Genomic DNA, 24,308 nt, shown 5'->3' with positions numbered 1-24,308 from the left:
TGCAACAGAGCTGCAAAGAACTTGAAATAGGTGTTTGTAGGGGAGCGAATAACACCTATCGCAACTTTTTTAACTCAGTAGTTTACGCCAACCAACGACGTTCGCTGGGCCTTTTCTGCGAATGATAGCATTACGTAGAATACGCCCTAAAAAAGTCTGGCCTAAACTAGCTAGTTTGATAATTTTATTTGACTCGTTGACGGTCCAAGTCACTCTCTGTTCACGCATGTTTTTAAACTGCTTTAATATGCTGGGTACATCATCTCCACTGGCGATTAAACTTGCTAAGCAATCAACATCTTCTAAAGCCATGCCTGCACCTTGTTGCAAACTTGGTGGACAACCATGCAGCGCATCACCTATTAGCACTACATTGCCAAAAACAGGGTTTGTACACGCAACGCTTTTTAGCTCTCCGGTGACAATGTGTGTGTTATCGCTTAGGGTGTTGATGCATTGCACCACGGGTGATGCATAATCAGAGAATATTTGTGTCATTGCGCTTTTTGCTGTCATTGCATAGTACTTACCAGTCTTATCAATGATATGACCGTAGCAATAAACCTCATTATTGCTCATTGGGTAGATCATAAATAGCGCGTCGTTGCCAACGTAATATACGGGCTCTGTGCTTGCTTCAGGTCTTGTAGTAATAAAGCGCCAATTTGTCACCGATGGTTTAATTAGCGGTGTATCGGGCTGTACAAAAGAGCGAACTTGAGAGTTAATACCATCTGCAGCAACGACTAAATCGTAGTCCTTTTGCTGGCCGTTATTAAATGTGACCTGCGCATGAGTGGCGGTTTGTGTTAGCTCGGTTAGCCATGACCCAAGTTGAATATCGTGCTCAATGCCATATCTAAGTACTTTCATCAGCGAGTCACGTTTCAATGACACAAACGGGGCTTTGTTAAGTGGCGGTTCGTTTAACGAGGCTTTCGCTAAAGTTGTGCCATCTGCTAATGCATATTCAATCTCATTGACTTGATGTGCATGTTCTTTGATTTGCTCACTGAGGCCCAGCTTTTGTAGTTCCAACATAGCATTGGCCGGTAGGCAAATGGCGGCGCCTTCGCTTGTTAATGTGCTTTCTTTTTCTATTATATCGACTTCAAAAGCTTGTTCTTTGAGGCGTCGATACAAACTACAACCGGCTATTCCAGCTCCGACTATCAAGATGCGCATACAAACTCCCTGAGTGTGGTAATTAAGTTGATATTTTTCTCGGGGCACAATAGAGGGCTTTATTGGTTTTGACAAGTGATAATACCATACAGGGTATAAATGGCGGTTCAGGGCATGTGTGTTCGGCATGCGCGATTAATAATTATGGTGTTCATATGTTTATGAATCATCATTTTAGTGTCACTTATTGGGTTTCTTGGTGTTGGTTTTTGGTTGCCAATTTGTAAATTTAATTTGTATATTATGCAGGCGATGCAGGTTGTTTGTCGTCATAGCTTAAATAATCTGACTTCGGGGTATCGACGTTGTAGGCTTCATAGTGCTTGTCGTAATCGTGATTAAACATGAACAAGGAACGCAAACTATGATTAAAAAAATGGGTATGGCTTTAGTTGTTTTGGCCTCAGTTTTATACATTGCTTATGTACTGACCCCCTCTGAAAAGCTCTTTAATTTAATCGTTAATCTTGAGCGAACGATAGCGGGTTTTGAGGTACAGCAGACTCAAATTAACGGTTTTGATATTGAGTACCAGCGTGGCGGCGAAGGTACGACCTTGATACTTTTGCATGGTTTGGGTGGTAATAAGGAAAATTGGAACCGTATTGCGCCTTACTTAACAGGTAGCTTCGATGTTATTGCCTTGGATTTACCTGGCTTTGGAAATAGCAGTAAGCCGATAGAAGCGGATTATGATGTCAGCTCGCAAGTAGCACGGCTAAAACAGTTTGTGGATGCGCTGCAGCTTGAGCACTTTGTATTGGCTGGTAATTCTATGGGGGGATATGTTGCTGGGCATTTTGCGGCGCAATACCCGCAGCAAGTCGATGCATTATGGCTACTGAATCCATTTGGTGTTGCCGGAGGACAAACGAGTGAAATGTTTGCTCGCGTGGTAAATGGAGAAAATGCCATGGTGTTGCCACGAAATGCTCAGGAATTTAAGGCATTGTTTGACTTTTTGTTTGTTGAGCCGCCTTACATGCCAAGAGCCGTTATAGAGCACTTAGCGGCGCAAGCCGTGAAAGCAAATTCGATCAATACAAAAGTGTTTGAACAAATTCATTACATTAAAAATGGTCGAGTGCAGCCTGAGCTACCTTTAGAGGAAGCGCTGAGTGCATTTAATGCGCCGGTGCTTGTCATGTGGGGGGATAACGATAGAGCTTTACATGTTTCTGGTGCGCAAGTGTTGAGTAAACAAATTGCAAAGGCTCAGGTGGTGATTATGCCCAACATTGGTCATTTACCTATGATTGAAAGCCCTAAACAAACGGCACAAGCGTTTGTTTCTTTTATGCGCTTATAGGTGCTCAGCCAGCATATAAAGTCAAAAATGTGTTTAATAGGGCACTCATACCGGAGAGTGGAGCACCTCAAGGCCATTGAAAGCTCGACTTGTTGACACCTCGTTTGTGGTCAATTAATCTTGCACTACATTTCAATGAAGTGAGGACGACCTCACCGCTCTATCTCATTTGGGGACGGCCCCACAGGTGGAGTGCATATGTCTTGTTTTTACTTACTTGTTGCAGCCTTCTCACGCTATGTTTCGTTGGCGATTGGCTCAATGGCCATTGGACTCTACTTGTTTTCTCATCACTTAAAGATATTCCAACAACCCTTGCTTATATTGTTTAGCTCGGGTGGGTACTTTTGTGTGATGGTGATTAACGATGGGTTGCTTGGTAAAGTATAAGCGCTCAAGAAGTGTTTTTATCCATCATCTTAATAGGCATGTTAGGCCTCAAACACAATCATTAATCGGGAGTATTTTTATGTCGGGAGAGACCAATTTAGCGGTATTGCTTAATTCAATGCAGCCAACGTTATTGGATGGCGAGTATGTTTTTATCACTCTTGCTAACGGGCGATATGGCGATGCTCAAGAGCTGGAACCAATTGGTATGTATTTAGAACAAGAAGGTATGACCTTGATAGTCCCTAAGGCGAAGGCTGACCAGTTTGCTTTTAAATATGATTTGGTGTTTAACTGTATTACATTAGAGGTACATTCAAGCTTGGATGCGGTTGGATTAACGGCGGCATTTTCTAACAAGCTAGCACAAAAAGGCCTAAGTGCCAACGTGATTGCGGGTTTTTATCATGACCATATTTTTGTGCAAAAAGACAAAGCCGCACTTGCGCTCGCAGCATTGCGTGAGTTTGGCGAAAAAAGTTAACGTGACAGTACAACAAATAAGGAAACGCAGTGAGTATTGAAGTTTTATTATCTTTTATCTTAGCCTCAATGGCTTTGTGCTTTACACCTGGGCCAACGGTATTTTTGGTCATAAGCCAAGGCTTGATCCATGGCAAAAAAGCGGTATTGCCCACGGTATTTGGGGTGATTTGCGGCGACATTATTGCGCTGACAGGTTCCTTACTAGGTGTAGGGGCGATATTAGCAACTTCAGCAACTGCGTTTGCTGTAATGAAATGGTTAGGGGCGATTTACTTGGTTTACTTAGGCGTAAAGGCATGGCGAAGCCCAGTGTCAGAAGCACAAGATACGCCCATGTCTTTGTCGACCAATCGATTAAAAGTATTTAAAGATGCTTTACTTGTGACGGCTTTGAACCCAAAAGGGCTGGTGTTTTTTATGGCTTTCTTCCCGCTGTTTATTGATCAAAGTACCAATGTGTTGACACAAATGGTTACACTGGGTTGTACTTTTATCGCTGTTTCTATGGCAAGTGTTTGTTTTTACACTTTCTTTGGCGGCTATATTAAAGAGATGGTTGTCACTACTCATGCGCAACGTATATTTAATCGCACCAGCGGAGGTTTGATGATAAGCGCTGGCGTGGTGACATCTTCTTTAGAAAAGTAATTAACAGTTTAGTGACTTTAACTGGCTTTACGCTCGTGTCTGAACATGAACTTGAAGTCGTGTGAACAGAGCTAATAACCCTATTCAACTCATCTAAGTAAACTTAGCTGCTTACACAAAGTGCGGCAGTCTTTGCGGTTTGATATAGATGTATATGAAACGTTTTTAGACATTACACCATTAAAGGCGCTCTGGGGGCGCGTATTAAATTAAGGGGAGAGCACATGCTAAGTGGACAGTGTTTATGTGGTGCGGTTAAGTTTGATATAAGTGGTGAGTTACCCAATCTTTATCAGTGCCATTGCTCTTTGTGTAGAAAATTATCGGGTTCAGCATCGGATACGGCAACTTTCTTGAATGCACAGCAATTTTCTTGGCGAGCAGGGCAAAACAACATCAGCTCTTGTAAATTACCTTCAGGTTATCGCTCTGACTTTTGTAAAACGTGTGGCAGTACGGTGCCACATCGAATGGAAAATGGGGAACAGGTATGGGTGCCTGCGGGTTTGCTTGATGAGGTAAGCAGCGCGGTTGTTGCACACCTTTACGTTGATTCAAAAGCACAGTGGGATTGTATCGCAAATGATGGTGAGCAATTTAGCGCGATGCCAAGCATGGCAGAGCTGAACGCACTTTTACAAAATAAATCATAAATCGTATTTTGATTTATTTTGAAACAATTTCAGACACTTTCTTAATCCTCAATGAGCAAGGAGACGTATAGACTAAGTATTCACCGAGCAAATAGGAACCATAATGAAAAAAATAATTATCCTGATCGCACTACTGACCATGACGGGGTGTTCGACCAAGTTTGCTTATCGCAACGCAGACTGGCTTATTCATTGGTACTTAGATGACTACATTGAACTGACCGATGAACAAGAGCAACAGTTTGATATACATTTTCAACAATGGCTTGAGTGGCACAAAACACAAGAGTTGGGTAATTATATTAGCCATTTGAATGAGCTAAAAGCGGATATTCAAAGCAATGATATCACCCTTGATAGGGTCGCCTACCACCGCCAAAAAGCATTTACACATTGGTTAAGGTTTAGAGACAAAATTGCGCCAGATCTTGCCGCTATGGCGCCCATGCTCGAAGCCAAACAAGTGGATGAGCTCTTCGAGTCTTTAAAAGAGCAAGAAGACGAACGGGCAGAGCAACGCGCCAAATTAACACCCGAGAAAAAGCAGCAACGATGGGTGAAGCGCAACAAGAAGCAGCTGAAAAGGTGGCTCGGCAGGTTAACCGATGAGCAAGAAGCCATGGTTGAAGCGCAGTATAGCAAGTTACAAAGTACCGCTGACCTTTGGTATGAGTATCGACTCACTTATCAAGACCAATTGCTGAGTTTATTTGCTACACAGAGCCGTGGCATTGAGTTTGAAAGGCAGTTACTCGCATTATTGAGCGAGCCTGAAAAATTTCGCTCAGAGGAGCTAAATCAGCGAAACGAACACAATGCTACAATGGACTACCAGCTCACCGTTGCATTGTTTAACAGCTTAACGAACAAGCAACGCAGACATTTGCTTGAAGAGTTAGATGATCTAATCGCCGATTTAACGTCGTTGCAAAATTGAGCGATTAACCGACATTGGCAGTACTCACATATGGACAAAGGCGAGTTATATACATAACCCGTCTATGGACATAAGTATTACTATCTCTACGTGTTGATCAGTGACTTCACCAACTCTTACAAATGTCTCCTTATTAAGAGTCGCTAGGGGCACAACTAATGAAGCATTGCGGTTGGAGTTGTGTGAAAACTGTAATCATTTTAATCCCCTATAATTTTCTTTTATGACTGCAGCTCTTGAAACTTCTGGTGTTTGGCAAAAATCTTTCTGACGTATTGACGTGTTTCACTGCCTCGGCAATAACCGTGTCGCACAATAGGTCGCTTATAGTAAGCAGCTTTTTCGAGCAAAACGATGTAGTCTTCAACCCCCTTGCTGTTTGGCGTTGTAAACCACTGCTTAGGATTAGCACCGTCCTCCGCTGCTAAACGTTGGGCATCAAGTACATGCCCTGCCCCCGCATTGTATGAAGCAAACGTAAAGGCTAAGGCATTTTGTTGTGAAAGGTGTTTCCAACGCTTGTATTGTTTTAGGTTGTAAGCCGCGCCGCCGCGTATGTTCTGGTCTGGATTGAAACTATCGATGACACCAAGTTCTTTGGCGGTTTCTGGCATTAGTTGCATTAAGCCCTGCGCCCCAGCTCGCGATACCGCATTAGGATTAAAATTAGACTCAATAGCCGACTGCGCCGCTAACCATAACCACTCAAATGGTGCAGTCGCATGGCATTTGTATAAATCATCCCAAGGGCTCAAAGATCCTTGATTAGAAATAACTTGTCGTTTGACGTGACTGTGTGGTGAATTGGCAAGGCTTAAGGCCTTGAGCTCTTGTTCATTTTCGACTTCTAGACCTAACCCCCAACGCGCTTTATCAACCACATCTTGGTTAAGTAAGCCGCCACTTTCGTAAATGTATTCGAGAGCATTGGACAAGCGTTCATTTTCAGCGTCTAATTTTTCGAAAAGAGCTAGTTTTCTAACCAACTCTTGAGCAACGTCCAACGACACATTGATCCCAACAGCATTAAATTCTTGCTCCTTAGCGTGAGACAGGTTGCTTTGCACTTGCTCGACCATTTCAGCTAAAGAAGTGCAGAACTTTTTGTAATCGTCGTCATACATATTTTCCACCTCCATAGGTTGATTTTGAATAACTCTGCAATACTTTATTCAGTAAAGCTTAGAGAGCTTACCAGAAAACTAAGATATTGAACCCACGTAGCTCATTCCATTCTGAGAAATCAGCTTAATACGATGGCTTTTCAGAAGAGACTCACGCCGCTTCGCTTTGTTCAAATCGTTGATGGCAAAAGTTGAAAAGCCACTTTCACTACAGCGATTTCCAGATTTTTAAACATGTAGGGGTAATCTTCCCCTTATAGTGGCATAGTGAATTTGGCCACTTGATTAGAGGTGGTAAGACCCCAGAACTCTATACACTCTCAATAGGTGCAAATACAGTCAGTGTTGGAGCCAGCTTTAATAGCAGAAGTCAGTCGCAGGATTTGTCGTAGTTCTTCACGTACCATTCTATGAATTTGGTAATTTGTGCAAGCTCACGAATCAGTTGCAAATTTTACAACTGCTAAGGACTCTTCCGTAGCTGCTTGAAAACCAAAGAGCATGATTTGCACATTAACTCATTCGATGATTAGCGCTATGCTTTCTGAAATGTTTTGGGGCCGAAAGAAGTTAAACATGAATGTCTGCAGTTAGCACATATGCGACTGGCAGAGTTGCTTGAGTCCGACAAATCAATCTAGTAGTTCAAATTAAACGCGGTAAGTCGGTTGTTTTTGTGTCAATTCATCATTTTTGTCGGATGGCGGTGCTGTGCACCTTATACTGACCTACGTTAAAAGGTAGGTTGGTTAAGCCGAAGGCGCCACCCAACGAGTGTCTGATGAACGTGTTGAAGATCTGCTGTCAGCATATCTTCTGTCAGTTTTTTTATTGTGTTAACGACAGCTATGACAGTCGTTTCCAGCTACCATCACGCCACTCATGCATACCTTCGTCAGACCATTGCCATAAATACAGCCAACCGTTTTCAATCAAATGTTTTACATCGGGATGTTTGTTGATGATAGATTGTATGGCGCTTTGTTTTGCATGCACGATCACCGTTAAACGCATGGGCTCATGCATCCATCGCTTGCCATTGTGCACCGACTGCAAGGGTAGGCCAATGCGTAAATCTCCCCCTTGACCTTCAAATACGCCGATGTGGCCGCCAACGGCATTGTGCAGTATCTTGTTGCCACTACCGAATTTTAATGGATCAGTGACGGAGGTGTTGTATTGCATATTGATCCAATTCGTTACCAGCATAGGGGCGGTGAGTAACAGTTCAAGGGTTGAACCATCCTCGTCAAGCGCTTCATCATAGCTATGTAAAAATGTACGTCCGGCAAAATCAATGTGTTTGGTCAGCGCTCTGGGGGCGATAATAAATGCTGCGTTGTTGGCAAGACCCCACTCTGGTCGAGTTTGTGACCAATCCACCTGTCTGCGCGCTAAGCTTTTTGACCAATGAGTTAATGATTCCGGTGATTGCTCATGTTCCCTGATGGCGCGCTCTTGCTGCGCTTGTGTAGTTGCCTGTGAGAACCATAAACTAACTTCCTCGGATACATCATCCAGAAACCGCACTTCATCGCTGGTTGTGTTGTGCAGGGCTGGAATGAATTGACAGGTGTCGGGGATATTTAGGCCCCGTTGTTGCAGCGCATTACGCACATGCTCATCATTGAGTAAATAACACAGTACTCTTACGTTCACCTCACCGCTTTGGCCGCCGCAAGCACCGCAGTCTAAACTTGCCGCATGCAGGTTGTTTTCATTGTGGCTAGCGTGGCCGACCATGAGTACTTCAGGTGCAAACTGAGTGATCCCCATTAGATGCAGTACTTTTTCAGCCAGATCAGCTTTTTGCTCCGTGGTTAAAAGCTGGTTATCTTGTTCTAGTGACCACTGTTGTGCTCTGGAGGCTTCCGATAATGTCGTTTTAGTCGCTTTGGGCATGAGTGATTTTTTAAGTAATTTAATCAGTGACAGCCAACCTGCGGATTCAACAATGGGCAGTGAGCTAGTTGGATGTTTATGTATTTGCTCCCAATGCCCCTTTTTGTGACCGCATGCCAGTGCATTGGTGCCGTCAACCGGTGATACCGAAATGACAGGCGGCAAGAGGCCAGGGAGTTGTGGGCGTTTTAATGGGCTGTCTTTGAGGTTAAATTCAATGGGTAAACCAAAAAAACCTGCAAAGCCAAACGTTTCAATATGTTGATCCTGTTGCTCTAAGTGGCGACGCAGTACTTCGGAGCGCACATCAATACAAAATACCGCTTGTAGGCGTGCAGAATGAGGCTTAGCGAATTTAGTTTGCGCGCAGCTTAGCTTGGTTCGTAAATCTGTTTGGTATTCCAATTCTTGTGCACGCCACCATACCAACTGACGTGCTTGATGAATTTGCGTTACGGCTAAACGTTGCTCAACCAGCGCAAGCGCACTCTTCCACTGTTGTTTTGTGTGATTGTATTGTGTCTTATCCGTTGACTTTAGGTGTTGTAACAGCACATATTCCCAGCCTAACTTTATGGCGATAAGGTCAAGGTGCCAAGCACAGGGTTTGCCATATAAATTGGCTTGCCAGTTTAAGTAAGCTATCCAACTTGCCCAACCATTCAGCTGGCGCAATAGGCTTTGAGCATAGCGTGGCCAAGCTTGACTTGGTAAAGCAAAGTCCTGCTCGCAGGTTTGAATGAGCGTGCGAATATCCGTAGGTAAGTTGGCATACATTTTATGTAGTCCCTTTTTATCAAGCAGCAGTGAGATCCCAGGATCTTGTTTAGTAAATATCTGATATTGCTGATACAAGTGTCCTGAGGTACTGCCGCTCGGTTTGCTGTCATGATGTTGAAAATACCAAGCACAAAATTGACTGATATGAGAGTTTATCTCATCGCAAATATTCAATTGTAGCGGGCTACTGTGAAGCACCAGCTGCTCAGCGATGGTCAGAGTTGGTTTGGTGATTTCGTCTACGCTTTCACTTTGGGCGATGAAGATGTCAACAGCATCGTTTTTGAAGTGAACGCTTTGCGCGAGTGCTTGCTCAAGTGCTTGGCGAGAAATATCTCCATTTCTAAATAGTTGTATGTAGTGTCGACACGGTAACAGTAAATCAATATCGCTGGTGGTTTTAAGCATTGCGGCGACGTTAGCGATGGGGTTGTCGCGCATTTGCCAACATGGGTTAACAGCAATCATTTGATCAAGCGGCCAGCTTGGAGCCACCGAATTGCTTACATGCTTTAAAGCATTTAGTAGTACATCCGTCGCATCATTCGCCAACGGGATAGCGTGTTGTGCAATGTTCATGATTTACTCCTTAGTGACCGCGAGTTGGTGAGGCATGTTGCGATGTTTTAACCAAATTTGTTGGCCAAATACGTTGCGTGAGACGCGTTAACCACTCATCAAGATAAAGCCCCGCGAATAACGCATACTGAAGTTGTGAATTTGACTGCGGTGCGCGCTGATTGTTTAGACGATATGCAGCGAAAGTAAGCATAAAGATCAAAAAGAATAAAAAGAGTTCTAGCGCCAAACTAGGGGGGGCAACTTTAGGTAGGTTAAACCAAATAGGCGCAAATGATTTCCATATGGTAATCAACGTTACCATCAAAACGATGTTAAAAAACACCACTGTATATGCTTTGATGCTGGGTTTTGTCGTGGCTAAGTAGTAGGTCATCGCGATACCTAGCAAAGTCCATAAAGCGAGCGACCCCTGCACGAAGTAGGCGGCAGCGCCAACAACAGCGGCAACAATGAACCCACTTGCGATGAGTGCATAGTTTGAGTGTTTGTTGTGGGCCACAAGCAAGTTAGCTTGGTGTTGTCGCACCGCATTACCAGAGAACAAAAATGCGTGTGCTTTGTAGCATGAGTGTGCGATTAGATGTAGTAATGCTAACTCGTAAAAACCAAGTGCGCACTCGACGAGCATAAAGCCCATTTGTGAACTCGTTGACCAAGCCAAACGTACTTTTACACTGACTCGGGTTTGCATGATAAGGGCACTGAGTAACAAACTGAATCCGGCACTTATCAATAACATGATGTTTGCAACGGGCGCGTGCTGCATGATGGGGGCAAATAAAATAAGTAAGTAGCCGCCTAGGTTGATCACTCCTGCGTGCAGTAAGGCACTCACGGGTGTTGGTGCATCAACGACTTGTATCAACCAGCCGTGCAGAGGGAGTTGAGCGCATTTTAAAAATGCAGTTAAGCCTATTAAGCAGGTGGCGAGCACAAAGAGTGGACTGTCAGTGGTAGACTCAAGTGAAAGAGTTTGCAGTATCTCAGTAATATTGCTGCTGCCAGTTAAGGAATGAAGCGCCAAAAACGCGCCAGCAAGACTTATCTCTCCAACACGCGCGATGATAAATTTTTTATGCGCTGCTAATTGAGTACGGGGGCGGTGAGGGTAAAAGGTTAAAAGGCGATGCAGTGACAAACTGATGAGCACCCAGCCGACAAATAGTAGCAGCAGATTGTTGGCTAAAATGGTGAGTAATACCGCGGATAAAGTCATCAACAACCAGCGGTAGAAGTAGCCAATGCGGGGTTCTCCAAGCATATATTGCTGACTAAACCGAGTAACAACCCAGCCAATTAACAGCACTAATGCCAGCATGAGCCAAGTTAACGGCGCTAGGCGAAAAAGCGCGGAAATGGTTGTATCTGGGGGAGCTAGATTAAGCGTGGCAAGTGTCAGTAATGCAATAATACTGGTTTGTATTGCATAGAGGGAATTTTTGGCGATTTGCTCGTCACTTTTTAGTGTCCAGCCAGCCCAAAACCCTATCAGCATGGGGGCTACGGGAATGGCTAACAGTAAGCTAGTAATGAGATAATCAAGCATGTCGTGTCTCCAAGTTAGTTAACACATTATGCCTAAGCGCTATTGATAAAATAAAATATATATATTTTAATTTAACGTTCTATATAAGAGAACGGTTATGGGTAAGTTAAACTATCATCATCTGTATTACTTTTGGCGAGTTGCCGTTGTAGGCAATTTGACGCAGGTAGCGAAAGAGTTACATTTGTCGCAGTCGGCTTTGTCGACTCAGATCCGTGCACTTGAGCAACGCTATGAAGTGGCGCTGTTCGACAGAGTTGGGCGCACTTTACGCTTAACCGATGCAGGTCAAAGGGTGTTGAAGTATGCACAAGAGATATTTAGTACCGGTGACGAACTAGAGCAAGTACTTAAGCAAGGTGTTGTGCCAATTAAACAATCAGTCTCAATTGGTGTATTGACGCACTTGTCACGAAATTTTGTTGAGGGTTTTATCGCGCCATTACTTGCGCAACACAATGTTGAATTAAAGCTCGCCACACGAGGGATGGCAAACCTGCTTGATGGATTGGTCAATCATGAGTTTGATTTTGTACTCACAAATCGCACCGTAGGAAATGAGAACAGCCAGCAGACATGGCAACATCAACTGTTAAGACGCCAGCCTATTTCCATCGTTGGTCCAAAAGGTAAAAAGCCAATGGAGAGTTTCCCAAACGGGTATGAAGGCGTTAAGTGGGTGTTACCGACCACGAATACGGCGATACGCTCGGCTTTTGACTCCATTTGTGCCATTAATCAATATAAAGCCGATGTACTTGCACAAGCGGATGATATGGCGATGCTGCGGTTGTTAAGCCGTGACAGTGGGGCATGTTCAGTGCTACCGCCGTTGGTTATTTTAGATGAATTGAAAAGTGGTGTATTGGAAGAGTATCAAGAACTCCCGAGTGCTTACGAGCATTTTTACGCGATTTCGCTACCTAAAAAGCACCAGTCGGAGGTGGTTATCGAGTTATTAAAAGGGCACCATATTGCTTAAATTTGCCAGCAAAAAATGCGGCTAGGGCCGCATTTTTAAAAAGTGTGCTTGTATTAAGTTACGCGTCTTTTTCCGATATTTCCCAAACAGCAATAGAGCCTGAGATTTCATTACCAATGATCAATAATGGCTTACCTGTAGCGCTTTGCTCCGCTGGTACAAATGCCATGCCTTCGGGCGCTAAGTCACCCGTAATATCAGCGCCTTCCACAACACCTCGGTTGTAAAAATAGTCAGCAAACTTTACGTTGTACGGGTTAGTAATATCGTACACCATCACACCGCCCATGCGCTCAAGGCCTACGAAAGCAAACAGGCGTTCGCCTACTTTACCCAACGCAAGTGCTTCTGGCTCTGGGCCTTTGGCGTCGGAACGGGTATCGCCTTCATTAGTATCTTCATCGTTATTGAATGCTGCGCCATGAACTGACGCGGTAATGCGCTCAATCTCATCGCCAGAATCAAAAACGACTAAACCATTGCTATCCCAAATGGTGAATGAACGTGCACCGTAAGTATAAAGTTGCTCATATTCACCGTCATTGTCGGTGTCACCTTTAACAGTGGTGACTTTTAAGCGACCGATGTCGTCATTGTCATTGTTAAGGTATGAGAAGTTGTCAGCAAGCGTTAGATCCTTTGTACGTGATTCATCAATGTATGCTAAGCAACCGTCATCTTCGTCAAATTCTAAGCCACCTTTGGCTGTACAATCAGCTTCGTCAGTTGCATCAAAAAAATATTCTCTGCCGTCACCTTCGTTGGCGGTGACAATAAAGTTAGCGCCTTGCCAAGTAAAACTTGAAATGGTGTCTGGCTGATACATGCCATAAAGGCCAGGGTAAGTACGCAAGTTAATTTTGCCATCTTTGTCAGAGGCATCCATCTTCAGCTCAGACCAATCTTTAAAGCCAAGGCCCATTAATTTCACGCTGTTATCAGTCAAATCAACTACGGCGAGTGCGTTGTTTTCTTGAATAGATACATAGGCATAGCGATTATCTTTTGAGATGCTTACATACTCAGGTTCTAAATCCATGGCCACTGTGGTGTTAATGAGCTTGCCGTTGATGGTACGCCCAGTTGGGTTAGCAAATACTATGCCTTGTGCCTCTAGTTCTGCTTGCTTATCGTTGAATGCTTTGAAATCTATGTGTGTGGCAGTGTTGGCTACTACACCGTCGTTTACGTCAATGATGCTGATGCTGCCTTCAGGGTCAATGCTGTAATCGCCAGCAGGTTCACCTTCGTTGGCAACAACGACTTTCTTACCATCTCCAGAGAAGGTGACCATGTCTGGTAACGCGCCCACTTGTACATTTTTAATGAATGATGGCGTATCGCCAGAAATATCGTAAAACGCAATGTGGCCAAGTTCACCCGTTTTTTCAGCGGCCATTGCCACAGCCAAAAGCTGATTATTTTCATCAACGGCAATGCTGTTTGCATCACCTGCTGTGTGCTCATTTAGCTCCAGAGTGATAGCGCTGGTTAGGTTTGTAGCAGTGATCACGCCTTCATTATTTTTGGCCAGTGCTGCGGTGTCGAATGACGTTGCAGGAATAATATTAACAATGGCTTTGTCGCCAGAGCTATTAATGGCATAAATCCACTGTTTACTTGCTTGGTATGCAACAATCTCCGCGGCACCCTCTGGGCTTTGCGCATTCAATACAGCACGGCCAACCAAGTTAATGTTTAACAGTGCATTGGCGTCTTTGCCATTTTGTCCGCTCGCACCTTGCTCACCTTGTTTGCCTTCAACCCCTTGCGGTCCCGTAGCACCGTCGTCACCATCTAGCGCACAGCCAGAAAGTACAGAGATAATGGATAGCGTGATCAGAGAACGTTTTAACATGGATAACCCTTTTAAATTGCTGTAAAAATGGGAACAGTCAAACACAGGTTGATGATATCTAGGTTACTTATTTATTTCATTTTTGTTTCTTTTCCAAGAGGGAGGCTACATTGGAGGGGGTTAAGGAGTCTCAATGGCCCACACAACACAGCATTATGTGGGCACAAGGGGAGCGCTAAATTTAAGCTTTGCGTTTTACAGGCAGTACCTTTACTAGCTTGACCATGTTTTCTTTGAGTTCAACGACTTCCATGCGGTAGTCGGCAATGATCAAGCTAAGTGGTGCATCTGGGATATCCTCCAAGTGCTCAACAATCAAACCACTGAGGGTTTTAGGGCCTTCGGTTGGTAGTTCCCAGTTCATTTCTTTGTTGATGTCACGAATGTTGGCTGCTCCATCGACTAAAACTGAACCGTCGCTTTGTACATCAACTTCATCGCTAGCGGCTGGAGTTTGCGTTGTGGTGAAATCACCAACCACTTCTTCGAGAATATCCTCAAGTGTTACCAAGCCTTGAATATCACCATATTCGTCAACCACTAAGCCGATGCGCTCTTTGCTTTGCTGGAATTTAAGCAGCTGCGTGTTCAGCGAGGTGCCTTCAGGAATGTAGTAAATTTCACGCACTGCACGTAGCAGTGATGGCTTATCAAATTGCTCTTTAGTTAGCAGGCGCAAGGCGTCACGGGAGTGAATAAAGCCAACTGCATCATCAATTTGGTCACGGTACAACAATACACGTGTGTGTTGCGCGTTGGTGAGTTTACGCGAAATATCTTTCCACTCATCATTGATATCAATGGCATTGATCTCGTTACGCGGGATCATGATATCTTCAACGGTCACTTGCTCAAGGTCTAAAATCGATGTCAGCATGTTTTGGTGATTAGACGGCAGCAAGGCACTTGATTCATTCACCACGGTTTTTAGCTCTTCTTTGCTTAAGCTATGTTCTTCAATTTGCTTGGAAGAAATACCAAATAACTTGAGCATACCGTTGGTGATCCAGTTTACGGTGATCACTAAAGGAAAAAGGACTTTTAACAAGCCTTTTAGAATAATTGAGCTTGGAAATGCCACTTTTTCAGGGTAAAGCGCTGCCAATGTTTTCGGCGTCACTTCAGCAAAAATGAGTACCACTAAGGTCAATACAAATGTCGCAATAGCAATGCCCATATCGCCATACAAACGTAATCCGATGATAGTAGCAACTTGAGCTGCGGCAATATTAACTAAATTATTTCCGATGAGGATCAGGCCTATGAGCCTGTCGGGACGGCGTAACAGCCGACTTACACGTTTTGCTGCACGGTGGTTTTCTTTTTCGAGGTGACGCAGTCGAATGCGGTTGATTGACATGATCCCCGTTTCAGAGCTAGAAAAATAGCCTGAGATCATGATTAGCAAGCCCAATATTATAAATAAGGTGCTTGTTGATATGTCGTCCAACAGTGGATCCCTTTCTTTCTTACGAACGTGTATTAAGCGTTAGCCAGCGCTAAGAGTCAAGCTAAAACTTACCCAGAATAACTTCTTGAATAAACCGGCTGCCAAAGTAAGCCAACGTGATTAAGCCTGATGCGCCCATAATTGACGATACAACCGCTTTACCACGCCAGCCAAATTGATGATGGCCAACTGCCACAGTTGCGAAAATAGCCCAAGCGATTAACGATAAAACCGTTTTATGAATAAACTCTTTGGCAAACATACCTTCTAAAAATACAAAACCGGATAGCAAAGCTAAAGTAAGTAGCGCCGTACCGACAGTTAATAGTTGATACAGCTGACGCTCTACCTGCATAAGCGGTGGAAGGTGACTATGCATAATTGCTAAATCTTTTTGCTTCAAACGCTTATCGATAAAGTAAAACTGAACGGCGTAAAGCGTGGCAATGATCAGCACACAGTAAGCCAGTAGTGACAGCGAGATATGAACGACTAACCCTAAATCAATGTTGATGGTTTGCATCACGATGTGATGAGGAATAAAGAGACTTGCGGTCAGTAAAATAGCAGCAAAGCCATATACAACGGGCAGTAATAGGGTCGCAGGAAATTTCAAGGATACGGTGGTCACGCTGACCACGATGACCCAGCAGGTGAGTAAGGCTACATTAACCGTGCTTAAATCTTGTCCATCATGAGTAAACACCGAGTTCACAAGCAACAACATGTGCGACAAAATTGCCAAGGTGCTCAAAATAATCGTGAGCTTTTGGTTTGGCCCTTCTTTATGGAATAGTCGCGATAAAACGTGGCCAGTGGCGAGCACGTAAAATAGGCTGGCGAACAAAGACAAGCTAATAATCAACATCAAAGTGTGACCTAATAATAAATTTCCCTTATGAAGCTATTGTATTTTAAGCATTGCTCCTTGCAAAGAGTTTCCAAAAAGAAACTTTGTATGCACTTGAACACTGTATTAGTCGGGGCCATATCAGTATAATGCCCAGCAATTACGATTTATTGGAACCTAATACATGTTTGAAAACCTCCAAGAACGCTTAGGTAAAACGCTTAAAAACATCAGCGGCAGGGGCCGTTTAACCGAAGATAATATAAAAGATACACTGCGCGAAGTACGTATGGCGCTACTTGAGGCCGATGTCGCTTTACCTGTAGTTCGTGAGTTTGTTAAGCAAGTAAAAGAGCGTGCCGTAGGCATTGAAGTAACAAAAAGCCTAAGCCCTGGTCAGGTTTTCATTAAAATTGTGCGCGAAGAGCTTGAAAAAGCCATGGGTGAAGCAAATGAAGAGCTAAACCTAGCTGCGCAGCCGCCAGCCGTTGTGATGATGGCGGGTCTTCAAGGTGCGGGTAAAACCACCAGTGTCGGTAAACTTGCCAAGTTCTTAAAAGAGCGTAAGAAAAAATCTGTATTGGTAGTGAGTGCTGACGTATACCGTCCAGCGGCAATCAAACAGCTTGAAACACTAGCGGGTGAAGTGGACGTAGAGTTCTTCCCAAGTGATATTTCACAAAAACCGGTTGATATTGCAACGGGCGCTATCAGCCACGCGAAGAAAAAGTTCATTGATGTAGTGCTTGTGGATACCGCTGGTCGCTTGCACGTTGATAGCGACATGATGGACGAAATTAAAGCTTTGCACGCTGCGATCAATCCAATTGAAACATTGTTTGTTGTTGACTCTATGACGGGTCAAGATGCGGCGAATACAGCTAAAGCTTTTGATGAAGCATTGCCGCTTACTGGTGTGATCTTAACCAAAACCGATGGTGATGCCCGTGGTGGTGCTGCACTGTCTATTCGCCATATTACTGGCAAACCAATTAAATTTATGGGTGTGGGTGAGCGTACCGATGCGCTTGAACCGTTCCACCCTGATCGTATTGCATCTCGAATTCTTGGCATGGGTGACGTGTTGTCGCTTATCGAAGAAGTGGAGATGAAGGTTGATAAAGATAAAGCCGCGAAAGTTGCTGAAAAAGTATTTAAAGGTGACGGTTTTACTCTAGAAGACTTTGCCGAGCAGTTACGCCAAATGAAAAACATGGGCGGCATGATGTCGATGCTTGAAAAGCTGCCGGGTATGAACAACTTACCAGATGCAGTGAAAGGCCAAGTCGGTGACAAAACGTTTGTGCAAATGGAAGCCATCATTAACTCAATGACGCCAAAAGAGCGTGCACGCCCTGAACTTATCAAAGGCTCTCGCAAAAAGCGTATTGCGGCAGGTTCTGGTACTCAGGTGCAAGACATCAATAAGTTGCTGAAGCAATTTACGCAAATGCAAAAAATGATGAAAAAGATGAAAGGCAAAGGCGGTATGCAAAAAATGATGCGCGGCATGAAAGGCATGATGCCACCGGGCATGTTTGGCGGCGGTGGCCCGAAGTTTTAATTGTTTGGGAGAAATAAATGTTTAATAAGTTAATTAAGTTTGGAGCGGTCATCAGCTTAGCAGCCTCACCTTCATTTACATATGCCGAGACGATTGGTTGGACAGGAGAAAGGGAAGTAGTTGAAGTTGTCGCCGTCGTCAATGGGGGGATCAATGTAAGGTTGTCTCCAGATTTGAGTAACTGTGTTTCTCAAAGCGGCTATGGTGATAAGTATGCGTCAATTAGTTCTGACCATGCAGGATTACAAATTATACAATCAAACCTGTTAGCTGCCATGATGTCGGGTAAAAAAGTGTCTTTACACTTAGGCGATGCTAAGTGTTATGTCACCGAGATGCGAGTATTCAAATAGTCGAGTGCACATACGAGTTTTAGGTGTAATCTTTACATCAAAACACTGCCCGATGATAAATACCTATCATCGGGATGTGTAATATAACGTGTTATAAAATAAATAAAAATAACATTAAAAAGCTAATTACACTTATCTTATTGTTAATTGTCAGCGAAGCAACTTTTGCAGGTGCCGTGTGTAATAACTGCACGGTGACAGGTGTGCAGCCAGATCCAAGACGCAATGGCACTTATATTTATGTAATAGGAGACTGGCTGCAACGCCTATTTGCTGTTGACTGTGGGCAGTACGATTGTGAATAAAGCGCCGCCTAATATGTTACTGGTTCCAACCCTGACCGTACCTTGATGTTGTTCGCATATCTTTTCAACGATAGACAGCCCCAAGCCATGGCCACTCAGGGATTTGTTGCGCGCTTTATCGGCGACGTAAAAAGGCTCAAAAATGTGAGTCTGATGTTCTTTCGCAACGCCCGTACCATCATCATGTACATGAATTTCTATATTATTGCTATTAGATAAGCATTCAATCAGTATTTTACTGCGAGCAAATTTAAAGGCATTGCGCACTAGGTTATCCAACGCTCTGATTAACAAATTTTTATCTGCGATGAGAGACATACCTGACTGGCTCATGCTGAGGGTTAGCTTGATGCCGTGTTGTTGGTCTTTTTTCCAGCGGTGCATGGCTTTTTTGAAAAAAGTATCGAGCACGATTGACTCAAGCTCGAGTGCATGGTGATTATTTTCCATTTTGGTGTAGTGCAAAAGCTCCTCCACCATCTGTTCCATTTCTTCTGTATCTTCAATAATACTGTCAATGGTTTCTTGTTGGTTTGTGTTTAACTGGGTTTCTCTTAATAGCTCACTTTGCCATTGGATCCGAAAAAGGGGAGTACGTAATTCATGTGCGACGGCATTCGTCAGCGCACGGTTACTTTCAATAAGATGCTTTATGCGTTCTGCCATTTCATTAAAAGACTTATTTAATGAGCCTAGAGAGTGGGCGCTAGACTCGTCTGCACGGCATGATAAATCCCCTTGCGCAAACTTAATGGTCGCAGCTTCTAACTTTTTCGCACGCCTTAAAATAAGCAAGACATTGACCAAGTTAAAGAGAATAAAGCTGACGGTGAATGCCACCCAAAGCATATTATCTTCAAACGCTATTTTTTGTCTTACAAAGCTTTGTAAGTCTCTAATGTAACTGAAAATAGCTTGGGTCCCATCAAGCCTAATCCACAGGCACCTGTCGTCATCAAAATAAATCTTGTGAGCTGGGTTTTCTAAGAAGAAGCTGCGCGCGTCATCGGGCACTGCAGCGATAGACTCATGTACTGAGAATATATGATGTGTTTGCCTTGCATAGTCTTTCATTGCTTCTAACGCTGCGACCATGCCTTGTTTATCGGCGATATTTTGGATTAACTGTCGGTGGGCTGACGCTTTATCATCTTCCAATACAAATTCATAATCTGTTGGTATTTGATACACCAACACTTCATAGGCGAATATCGTGGCGATAAAACACACAAATAGTATGGTTAATGACTCTAAAAATATGCGCTTCATGACTTTGCCTACTTTTGTGTTTGTGGATAACAGGTAGCGTTGACTACCAAGCCTTACTAACAAACAAGTAGCCTTTGCCTCTTATGGTCAGAATTTTTTGTGGCGTATCTTGCGTATCGTGCAATAACTTTCGAAGACGAACAATTTTGTTATCAACCGTTCTGTCAATGCCATCGTACTCAATACCACGAAGTGCTTTTGTCAGTGTATCGCGAGACATAACTTCATCGGGCTGACTTGCTAAAGTCCAAAGCAAATCAAATTCACTGTCGGTCAATTGCACAGTTTCACCCGATAACTCACAACGTTTGTAGTTGTTCTCAAGTTTAAGTTGGCCAAAAAGCATAACATCAACGTTGCTGTCCGCGGTTTCGCTGGGACGGCGCAATAAAGAACGCACACGAGCCAGTAGTACCCTTGGCTTTATCGGTTTAGTTACATAGTCATCTGCACCGATCTCTAAACCGGCCACATGATCAAAGTCATCGTCACTTGCTGTTAGAATGAGTATTTTACCTCGAAACTGTTCTCTTGTTTGTCGGCAAATTGTCAGGCCATCTGTGACAGGGAGCATTAAATCCAATAGCACAATATCGGGTTGAAGGGTGCAAATCGTTGTGGCAGCTTCAGCGCCGTCGCTGAGTGTTTTTACATTAAAACCTTGATTTTCAAAATAGTCTCCCAGCATATGTCGAAGTTTTTCATCATCCTCAATGATGAGCATGTTTTGTTGAGTCATGTTACTAAGTGTCTCATCTCGCATTTATCTTCATTATAGACTGAGTTTGTCGCGCTCAGAAATACAATCTAATACATTTTTATGACTGAGCGCCTAGGAGGGCTGCATTAAAATTGGCTCAACAAATTATTCTTGTAAGCGGTATAAATATGAAATTTACTCAATTATTAATGATCAGCGCATGCGTAGCCTCTATGGTGGGCTGTGGCTCAAGTTCAACAGGCCCAAGCACCAAAGTAACTAAAACGCCAATTACACCATCGGTGCAGAAGGCTCCTTTGGCTGATTATGCATTTTCTGATGCACAGTTGGCAGATACATTAAGCAAGAGTGCTGAGCTCCTCGATTCTGTTAATTTGAGCTTTGAAGGTCGAGTCTATAATAAAGCGCTGTTTGCCGAAGGTATAGATGAGGGGCGCTATGTCATCAGACTACAAAATGCGCAGGGTGAGCAGGTTGACCTGATGATAGATGATCATGAGAATCGAGACTGTTTGATTGCTAAGCCTTCAGGATACATCGACGTATTTAACTGTGATAGCCTAAAACGGTCCACGACCGATGACACCATGTTGATTCAATCCACATTAAGGGGCAGTCGAAGTAACATTCAAGTTGAGTTTGCCACTGACGCGATTGAGATGATCAGTGTTCTTGAAGCACCCGTGATCACGACCATAGGTAACACGCAGCTCACCACCACGGTCAATGATAACCATGTGACGATTGCCACGTCATTTGCTTTTGAAGACTTTTTTAAAGAAGTACTTAAAGTGGACGATAGCGAAGAGGATTTCGAGTCGGCATTAGGGGTGACAACATATCTACAAATGAAGGATATTACGACACAATACGAAGGCTCTAGTATGACACTCAACTTTGCGAATCATATCGCTGGTAGCATGGATGATGACATTAATATGTACACTGGTTTAATGATCAAAGCACATAATATGGCTACGGTAGTCGCTCAAACGGGTTCGGTTTTTTCTGGTGGCACAGATTTATTTGCTGCAGGTTACCCACGCATTTTGCAAAGAGCGACCAAAACGGAGTCATTCGAAATAAATAGACAGATTGGTATACATAGCTGGAGTGATGGTGAGCTTTCAGCACGCGAAATACCGTATACGCATGAAAGTCATCGTAAACAAGCCACTTACTTTGATAAGGTACTTGGTGAGCAGGGCATTGACTTTTACCTCTTTACGCTAGATTCAGCCCCGTTTGATGGCGAGTACTTTATTACTAAAGCGGACTCTGATAAATATGGATTAATTACGACCATAGAGTAACTGAAAGCCCCGATTTAGCGCAATTTGGAAGGTGGTCAATCAGCTTTGTTGACCACCAATTCACACAAGCAAACCATTCAACCTTTCATATTCGTGAATGACAGATGCTTCTGACTTTTGATTAATCGAATGTGATACCTTGAAACCCGGAAAAGTCTTTTGCGAGCGAGCAAATATTAAGAGGCATCAAACTACTATCAATCATCCAATTATTCACTTTACGGTTGTGCTGACAATATCATTCGGCTAGACAGTACATACGGACTCTATACTCACTTTTATTGCTTGCTCAGACCCAATGCAACCGAGACTGATAGTTTTGTGGCATCTTCATATTTGGTCTCTTTGTAACATGGCTCGCTATTACTCATTCCTACCTCGTGCTGAGAAACGCTTATTGTGTCAATTTCAGCACCGGCTAGTGTTTTTAAGTTTTCATTGGTTAGCTAGATGCCATTAGCAGAGCAAGCTCGACATCGCTGATTAAGCACAGTAGTGAGCGTTTACGTAACAGTGCGCTTTTTGTCAGTGACGTACATACATTCCCATACATATCGATGACTGAAACCCCAAGATGTGCTGGTTAAAATACGCTCATCAAATCATTCTTGTGAGAAGTATAAACAATGAAACTATTTAAATTATTACTGATCAGCGCCTGTGTGGCATCTATGACTGGGTGTGGTTCAAGCGCTAGCACTAAAACAACGCCAACCACAACTACACCAACAGTGCAAAAGCGCCCGCTTGCTGATTATGATTTTTCAGAATCGGCATTGGCTGAGGTACTAGACGACCGTTTAGACATTTTGGCTTCTGTTAACCTTACATTGGAAGGTAAATCGTACAATAAAGCGATATTTTCACATGAGTTAAACGATGAGCTGCTTGCTGTTAGGTTACAAAACGCGGATGAAGAGTTGATCGATTTGGTGATCAGTGTTAGTGAAGATCGTGACTGTGTAATCTATAAGCCAGCTGGAAGTTCCGATACTTTTAAATGTGGTGATGCAAATATCACAGAAACTGATGACATGGCGTTTATCCAATCAACATTAGAGAAAAGCCAATCTAACGTACAGCTTGAAGTTGAAAAGGAATTTTTAGAGGAGTTAAGTGATGCCGGAAACACCTTACTTACCGCGACTCTTAACGGTAATAATGTGACGATTACCACGTCATATGCCTTCGACGGTTTATTGAAACATGTATTTAATATTGATAGTAAAGAAGACAGTGTTAAGTCAACACTGGGCGTTACGACTTACTTACAAATGAAAGAGATCACTGAGCAATACGAAGGGTCAAATATGACACTTAACTTTGCTAATAAAATTGCTGGTAGTGCAGATGATGACATCAATATGTATACGGGTTTGATGATAAGAGAGCACAATATGACTACGGTAGTTGCTCAAACAGGCTCGGTAGAGTCGGGGGGAACAGACTTATTTGCGGCGGGTTACCCACGTATTTTAAGAAGAGCGACCGATATAGCCTCTTTTGAGAAAAATAAACAGATTGGTGTGCATAGCTGGAGTAATGGTGAGCATTCAGCACTGGAGATTCCATACACCCATGAAAGCCACCGCAAACAAGCCACTTACTTTAACAAAATGCTAGGTGAAAAAGGGGTCGACTTTTATATCTTTACTTTGGAGGCAGCACCATCGGATGGCATGTACTTTATTAGCAAAGCCGACTCAGATAAATACGGGTTAATCACGAAGATAGAGTAACTGTATTACCCGATTTAGCGCTATTTAAAAGTGGTCAGCCTCCTTAGGTTGGCCACTTTTTTATGCTTGGTTCTTTTAATGGGGCCATTTCAAATGATAGACGAAGTTGGCGATGTTATAGGCTGCTCTTCGATTTTAGAGAGACACTACTCTAAAGCGCAACAATTAAGCCTAAGTTGAAGGCTAAACCTTAAGTGAGAGTTATGGATGTTGAAGCAGAACAAGCATTATTGCCATCAAATTAGCAAAAATGGCCTTCCGGTGAGGGCGTTCAGAATTCTGTGTCAGCCTAAAAAATTAAATATCTAGTGCGCCATCCAGCCGACCTTCGAAGTGGATGGCGAACTGCGACAGTGCCAAGT

20 protein-coding genes are annotated in these 24,308 nt (G+C 43.4%); 11 read left to right on the top strand and 9 right to left on the bottom strand.

Features of this window, described 5'->3' with window-relative positions; all coding sequences use genetic code 11:
- Positions 1 to 69: 69 nt before the first annotated feature.
- The gene (locus ACW689_RS12065) at positions 70 to 1,185 is read right to left on the bottom strand and encodes an FAD-dependent monooxygenase (RefSeq protein WP_476291652.1); all 1,116 of its coding nucleotides are present in this window, start codon (positions 1,183 to 1,185) and stop codon (positions 70 to 72) included.
- A 364-nt stretch (positions 1,186 to 1,549) separates the two neighbouring features.
- Here ACW689_RS12065 and ACW689_RS12060 point away from each other — a divergent pair, with 364 nt between their 5' ends.
- The 6 genes from ACW689_RS12060 to ACW689_RS12035 all read left to right on the top strand — a co-directional run bounded on the left by ACW689_RS12060 (position 1,550) and on the right by ACW689_RS12035 (position 5,608).
- Positions 1,550 to 2,494: an alpha/beta fold hydrolase gene (locus ACW689_RS12060; protein WP_476291651.1), complete on the top strand. Its 945-nt coding sequence runs from the start codon at positions 1,550 to 1,552 to the stop codon at positions 2,492 to 2,494.
- Between the two features lie 198 nt (positions 2,495 to 2,692).
- Positions 2,693 to 2,884: a hypothetical protein gene (locus ACW689_RS12055; RefSeq protein WP_476291649.1), complete on the top strand. Its 192-nt coding sequence runs from the start codon at positions 2,693 to 2,695 to the stop codon at positions 2,882 to 2,884.
- A 79-nt stretch (positions 2,885 to 2,963) separates the two neighbouring features.
- Positions 2,964 to 3,368: an ACT domain-containing protein gene (locus tag ACW689_RS12050; protein ID WP_476291648.1), complete on the top strand. Its 405-nt coding sequence runs from the start codon at positions 2,964 to 2,966 to the stop codon at positions 3,366 to 3,368.
- 29 nt (positions 3,369 to 3,397) lie between these two features.
- Complete coding sequence (locus tag ACW689_RS12045) at positions 3,398 to 4,018, top strand: LysE family translocator (RefSeq protein WP_476291646.1); 621 nt, start codon at positions 3,398 to 3,400, stop codon at positions 4,016 to 4,018.
- Positions 4,019 to 4,242: 224 nt separating this feature from the next.
- Positions 4,243 to 4,671, top strand: a complete 429-nt coding sequence (locus tag ACW689_RS12040; RefSeq protein WP_476291644.1) for a GFA family protein — start codon at positions 4,243 to 4,245, stop codon at positions 4,669 to 4,671.
- 103 nt (positions 4,672 to 4,774) lie between these two features.
- Positions 4,775 to 5,608 carry a DUF6279 family lipoprotein gene (locus ACW689_RS12035; protein ID WP_476291643.1) on the top strand — a complete coding sequence of 278 codons (834 nt, stop codon included), beginning with the start codon at positions 4,775 to 4,777 and terminating at the stop codon, positions 5,606 to 5,608.
- Positions 5,609 to 5,829: 221 nt separating this feature from the next.
- Here ACW689_RS12035 and ACW689_RS12030 read toward each other — a convergent pair whose 3' ends face one another.
- From ACW689_RS12030 to ACW689_RS12020, 3 genes are all read right to left on the bottom strand, one after another.
- Complete coding sequence (locus ACW689_RS12030; RefSeq protein ID WP_476291641.1) at positions 5,830 to 6,732, bottom strand: transglycosylase SLT domain-containing protein; 903 nt, start codon at positions 6,730 to 6,732, stop codon at positions 5,830 to 5,832.
- Positions 6,733 to 7,578: 846 nt separating this feature from the next.
- The gene (locus ACW689_RS12025; protein WP_476291639.1) at positions 7,579 to 9,993 is read right to left on the bottom strand and encodes a YbcC family protein; all 2,415 of its coding nucleotides are present in this window, start codon (positions 9,991 to 9,993) and stop codon (positions 7,579 to 7,581) included.
- Between the two features lie 10 nt (positions 9,994 to 10,003).
- Complete coding sequence (locus ACW689_RS12020; protein ID WP_476291638.1) at positions 10,004 to 11,542, bottom strand: NADH-quinone oxidoreductase subunit L; 1,539 nt, start codon at positions 11,540 to 11,542, stop codon at positions 10,004 to 10,006.
- A gap of 97 nt (positions 11,543 to 11,639) precedes the next feature.
- Between ACW689_RS12020 and ACW689_RS12015 the strand changes: the two genes are divergently transcribed.
- Complete coding sequence (locus ACW689_RS12015) at positions 11,640 to 12,524, top strand: LysR family transcriptional regulator (protein WP_476291636.1); 885 nt, start codon at positions 11,640 to 11,642, stop codon at positions 12,522 to 12,524.
- 58 nt (positions 12,525 to 12,582) lie between these two features.
- Here the strand turns inward: ACW689_RS12015 and ACW689_RS12010 are convergent, their stop codons facing one another.
- The 3 genes from ACW689_RS12010 to ACW689_RS12000 form a co-directional block, all read right to left on the bottom strand.
- A complete protein-coding gene (locus ACW689_RS12010; protein ID WP_476291634.1) occupies positions 12,583 to 14,382 on the bottom strand; it encodes a choice-of-anchor I family protein in 1,800 nt (599 codons plus the stop codon).
- Positions 14,383 to 14,563: 181 nt separating this feature from the next.
- The gene (locus tag ACW689_RS12005) at positions 14,564 to 15,832 is read right to left on the bottom strand and encodes an HlyC/CorC family transporter (protein WP_476291633.1); all 1,269 of its coding nucleotides are present in this window, start codon (positions 15,830 to 15,832) and stop codon (positions 14,564 to 14,566) included.
- Between the two features lie 61 nt (positions 15,833 to 15,893).
- The gene (locus tag ACW689_RS12000; RefSeq protein ID WP_476291631.1) at positions 15,894 to 16,700 is read right to left on the bottom strand and encodes a cytochrome C assembly family protein; all 807 of its coding nucleotides are present in this window, start codon (positions 16,698 to 16,700) and stop codon (positions 15,894 to 15,896) included.
- 166 nt (positions 16,701 to 16,866) lie between these two features.
- On the opposite strand from ACW689_RS12000, the gene ffh reads away from it, so the two are divergent.
- Both ffh and ACW689_RS11990 read left to right on the top strand, forming a co-directional pair.
- On the top strand, positions 16,867 to 18,246 hold the full coding sequence (gene ffh, locus ACW689_RS11995; RefSeq protein ID WP_476291630.1) for a signal recognition particle protein: 1,380 nt from the start codon (positions 16,867 to 16,869) through the stop codon (positions 18,244 to 18,246).
- A 17-nt stretch (positions 18,247 to 18,263) separates the two neighbouring features.
- Positions 18,264 to 18,599 (top strand): hypothetical protein, encoded by a 336-nt coding sequence (locus tag ACW689_RS11990; RefSeq protein ID WP_476291628.1) that lies wholly within the window; start codon positions 18,264 to 18,266, stop codon positions 18,597 to 18,599.
- A 266-nt stretch (positions 18,600 to 18,865) separates the two neighbouring features.
- Here the strand turns inward: ACW689_RS11990 and ACW689_RS11985 are convergent, their stop codons facing one another.
- A complete protein-coding gene (locus ACW689_RS11985) occupies positions 18,866 to 20,173 on the bottom strand; it encodes a HAMP domain-containing sensor histidine kinase (RefSeq protein ID WP_476291626.1) in 1,308 nt (435 codons plus the stop codon).
- Positions 20,174 to 20,216: 43 nt separating this feature from the next.
- Positions 20,217 to 20,936, bottom strand: coding sequence for a response regulator (locus tag ACW689_RS11980; RefSeq protein ID WP_476291625.1), 720 nt, complete (start codon positions 20,934 to 20,936; stop codon positions 20,217 to 20,219).
- A gap of 125 nt (positions 20,937 to 21,061) precedes the next feature.
- Here ACW689_RS11980 and ACW689_RS11975 point away from each other — a divergent pair, with 125 nt between their 5' ends.
- Together ACW689_RS11975 and ACW689_RS11970 are read left to right on the top strand one after the other, a co-directional pair.
- On the top strand, positions 21,062 to 22,207 hold the full coding sequence (locus ACW689_RS11975; RefSeq protein WP_476291623.1) for a hypothetical protein: 1,146 nt from the start codon (positions 21,062 to 21,064) through the stop codon (positions 22,205 to 22,207).
- A 626-nt stretch (positions 22,208 to 22,833) separates the two neighbouring features.
- A complete protein-coding gene (locus tag ACW689_RS11970; RefSeq protein WP_476291622.1) occupies positions 22,834 to 23,946 on the top strand; it encodes a hypothetical protein in 1,113 nt (370 codons plus the stop codon).
- Positions 23,947 to 24,308 lie beyond the last annotated feature (362 nt).

It is taken from the genome of Pseudoalteromonas sp. ABE4_541 (assembly GCF_056312285.1).
This window is presented reverse-complemented; position numbering and strand designations above follow the sequence as displayed.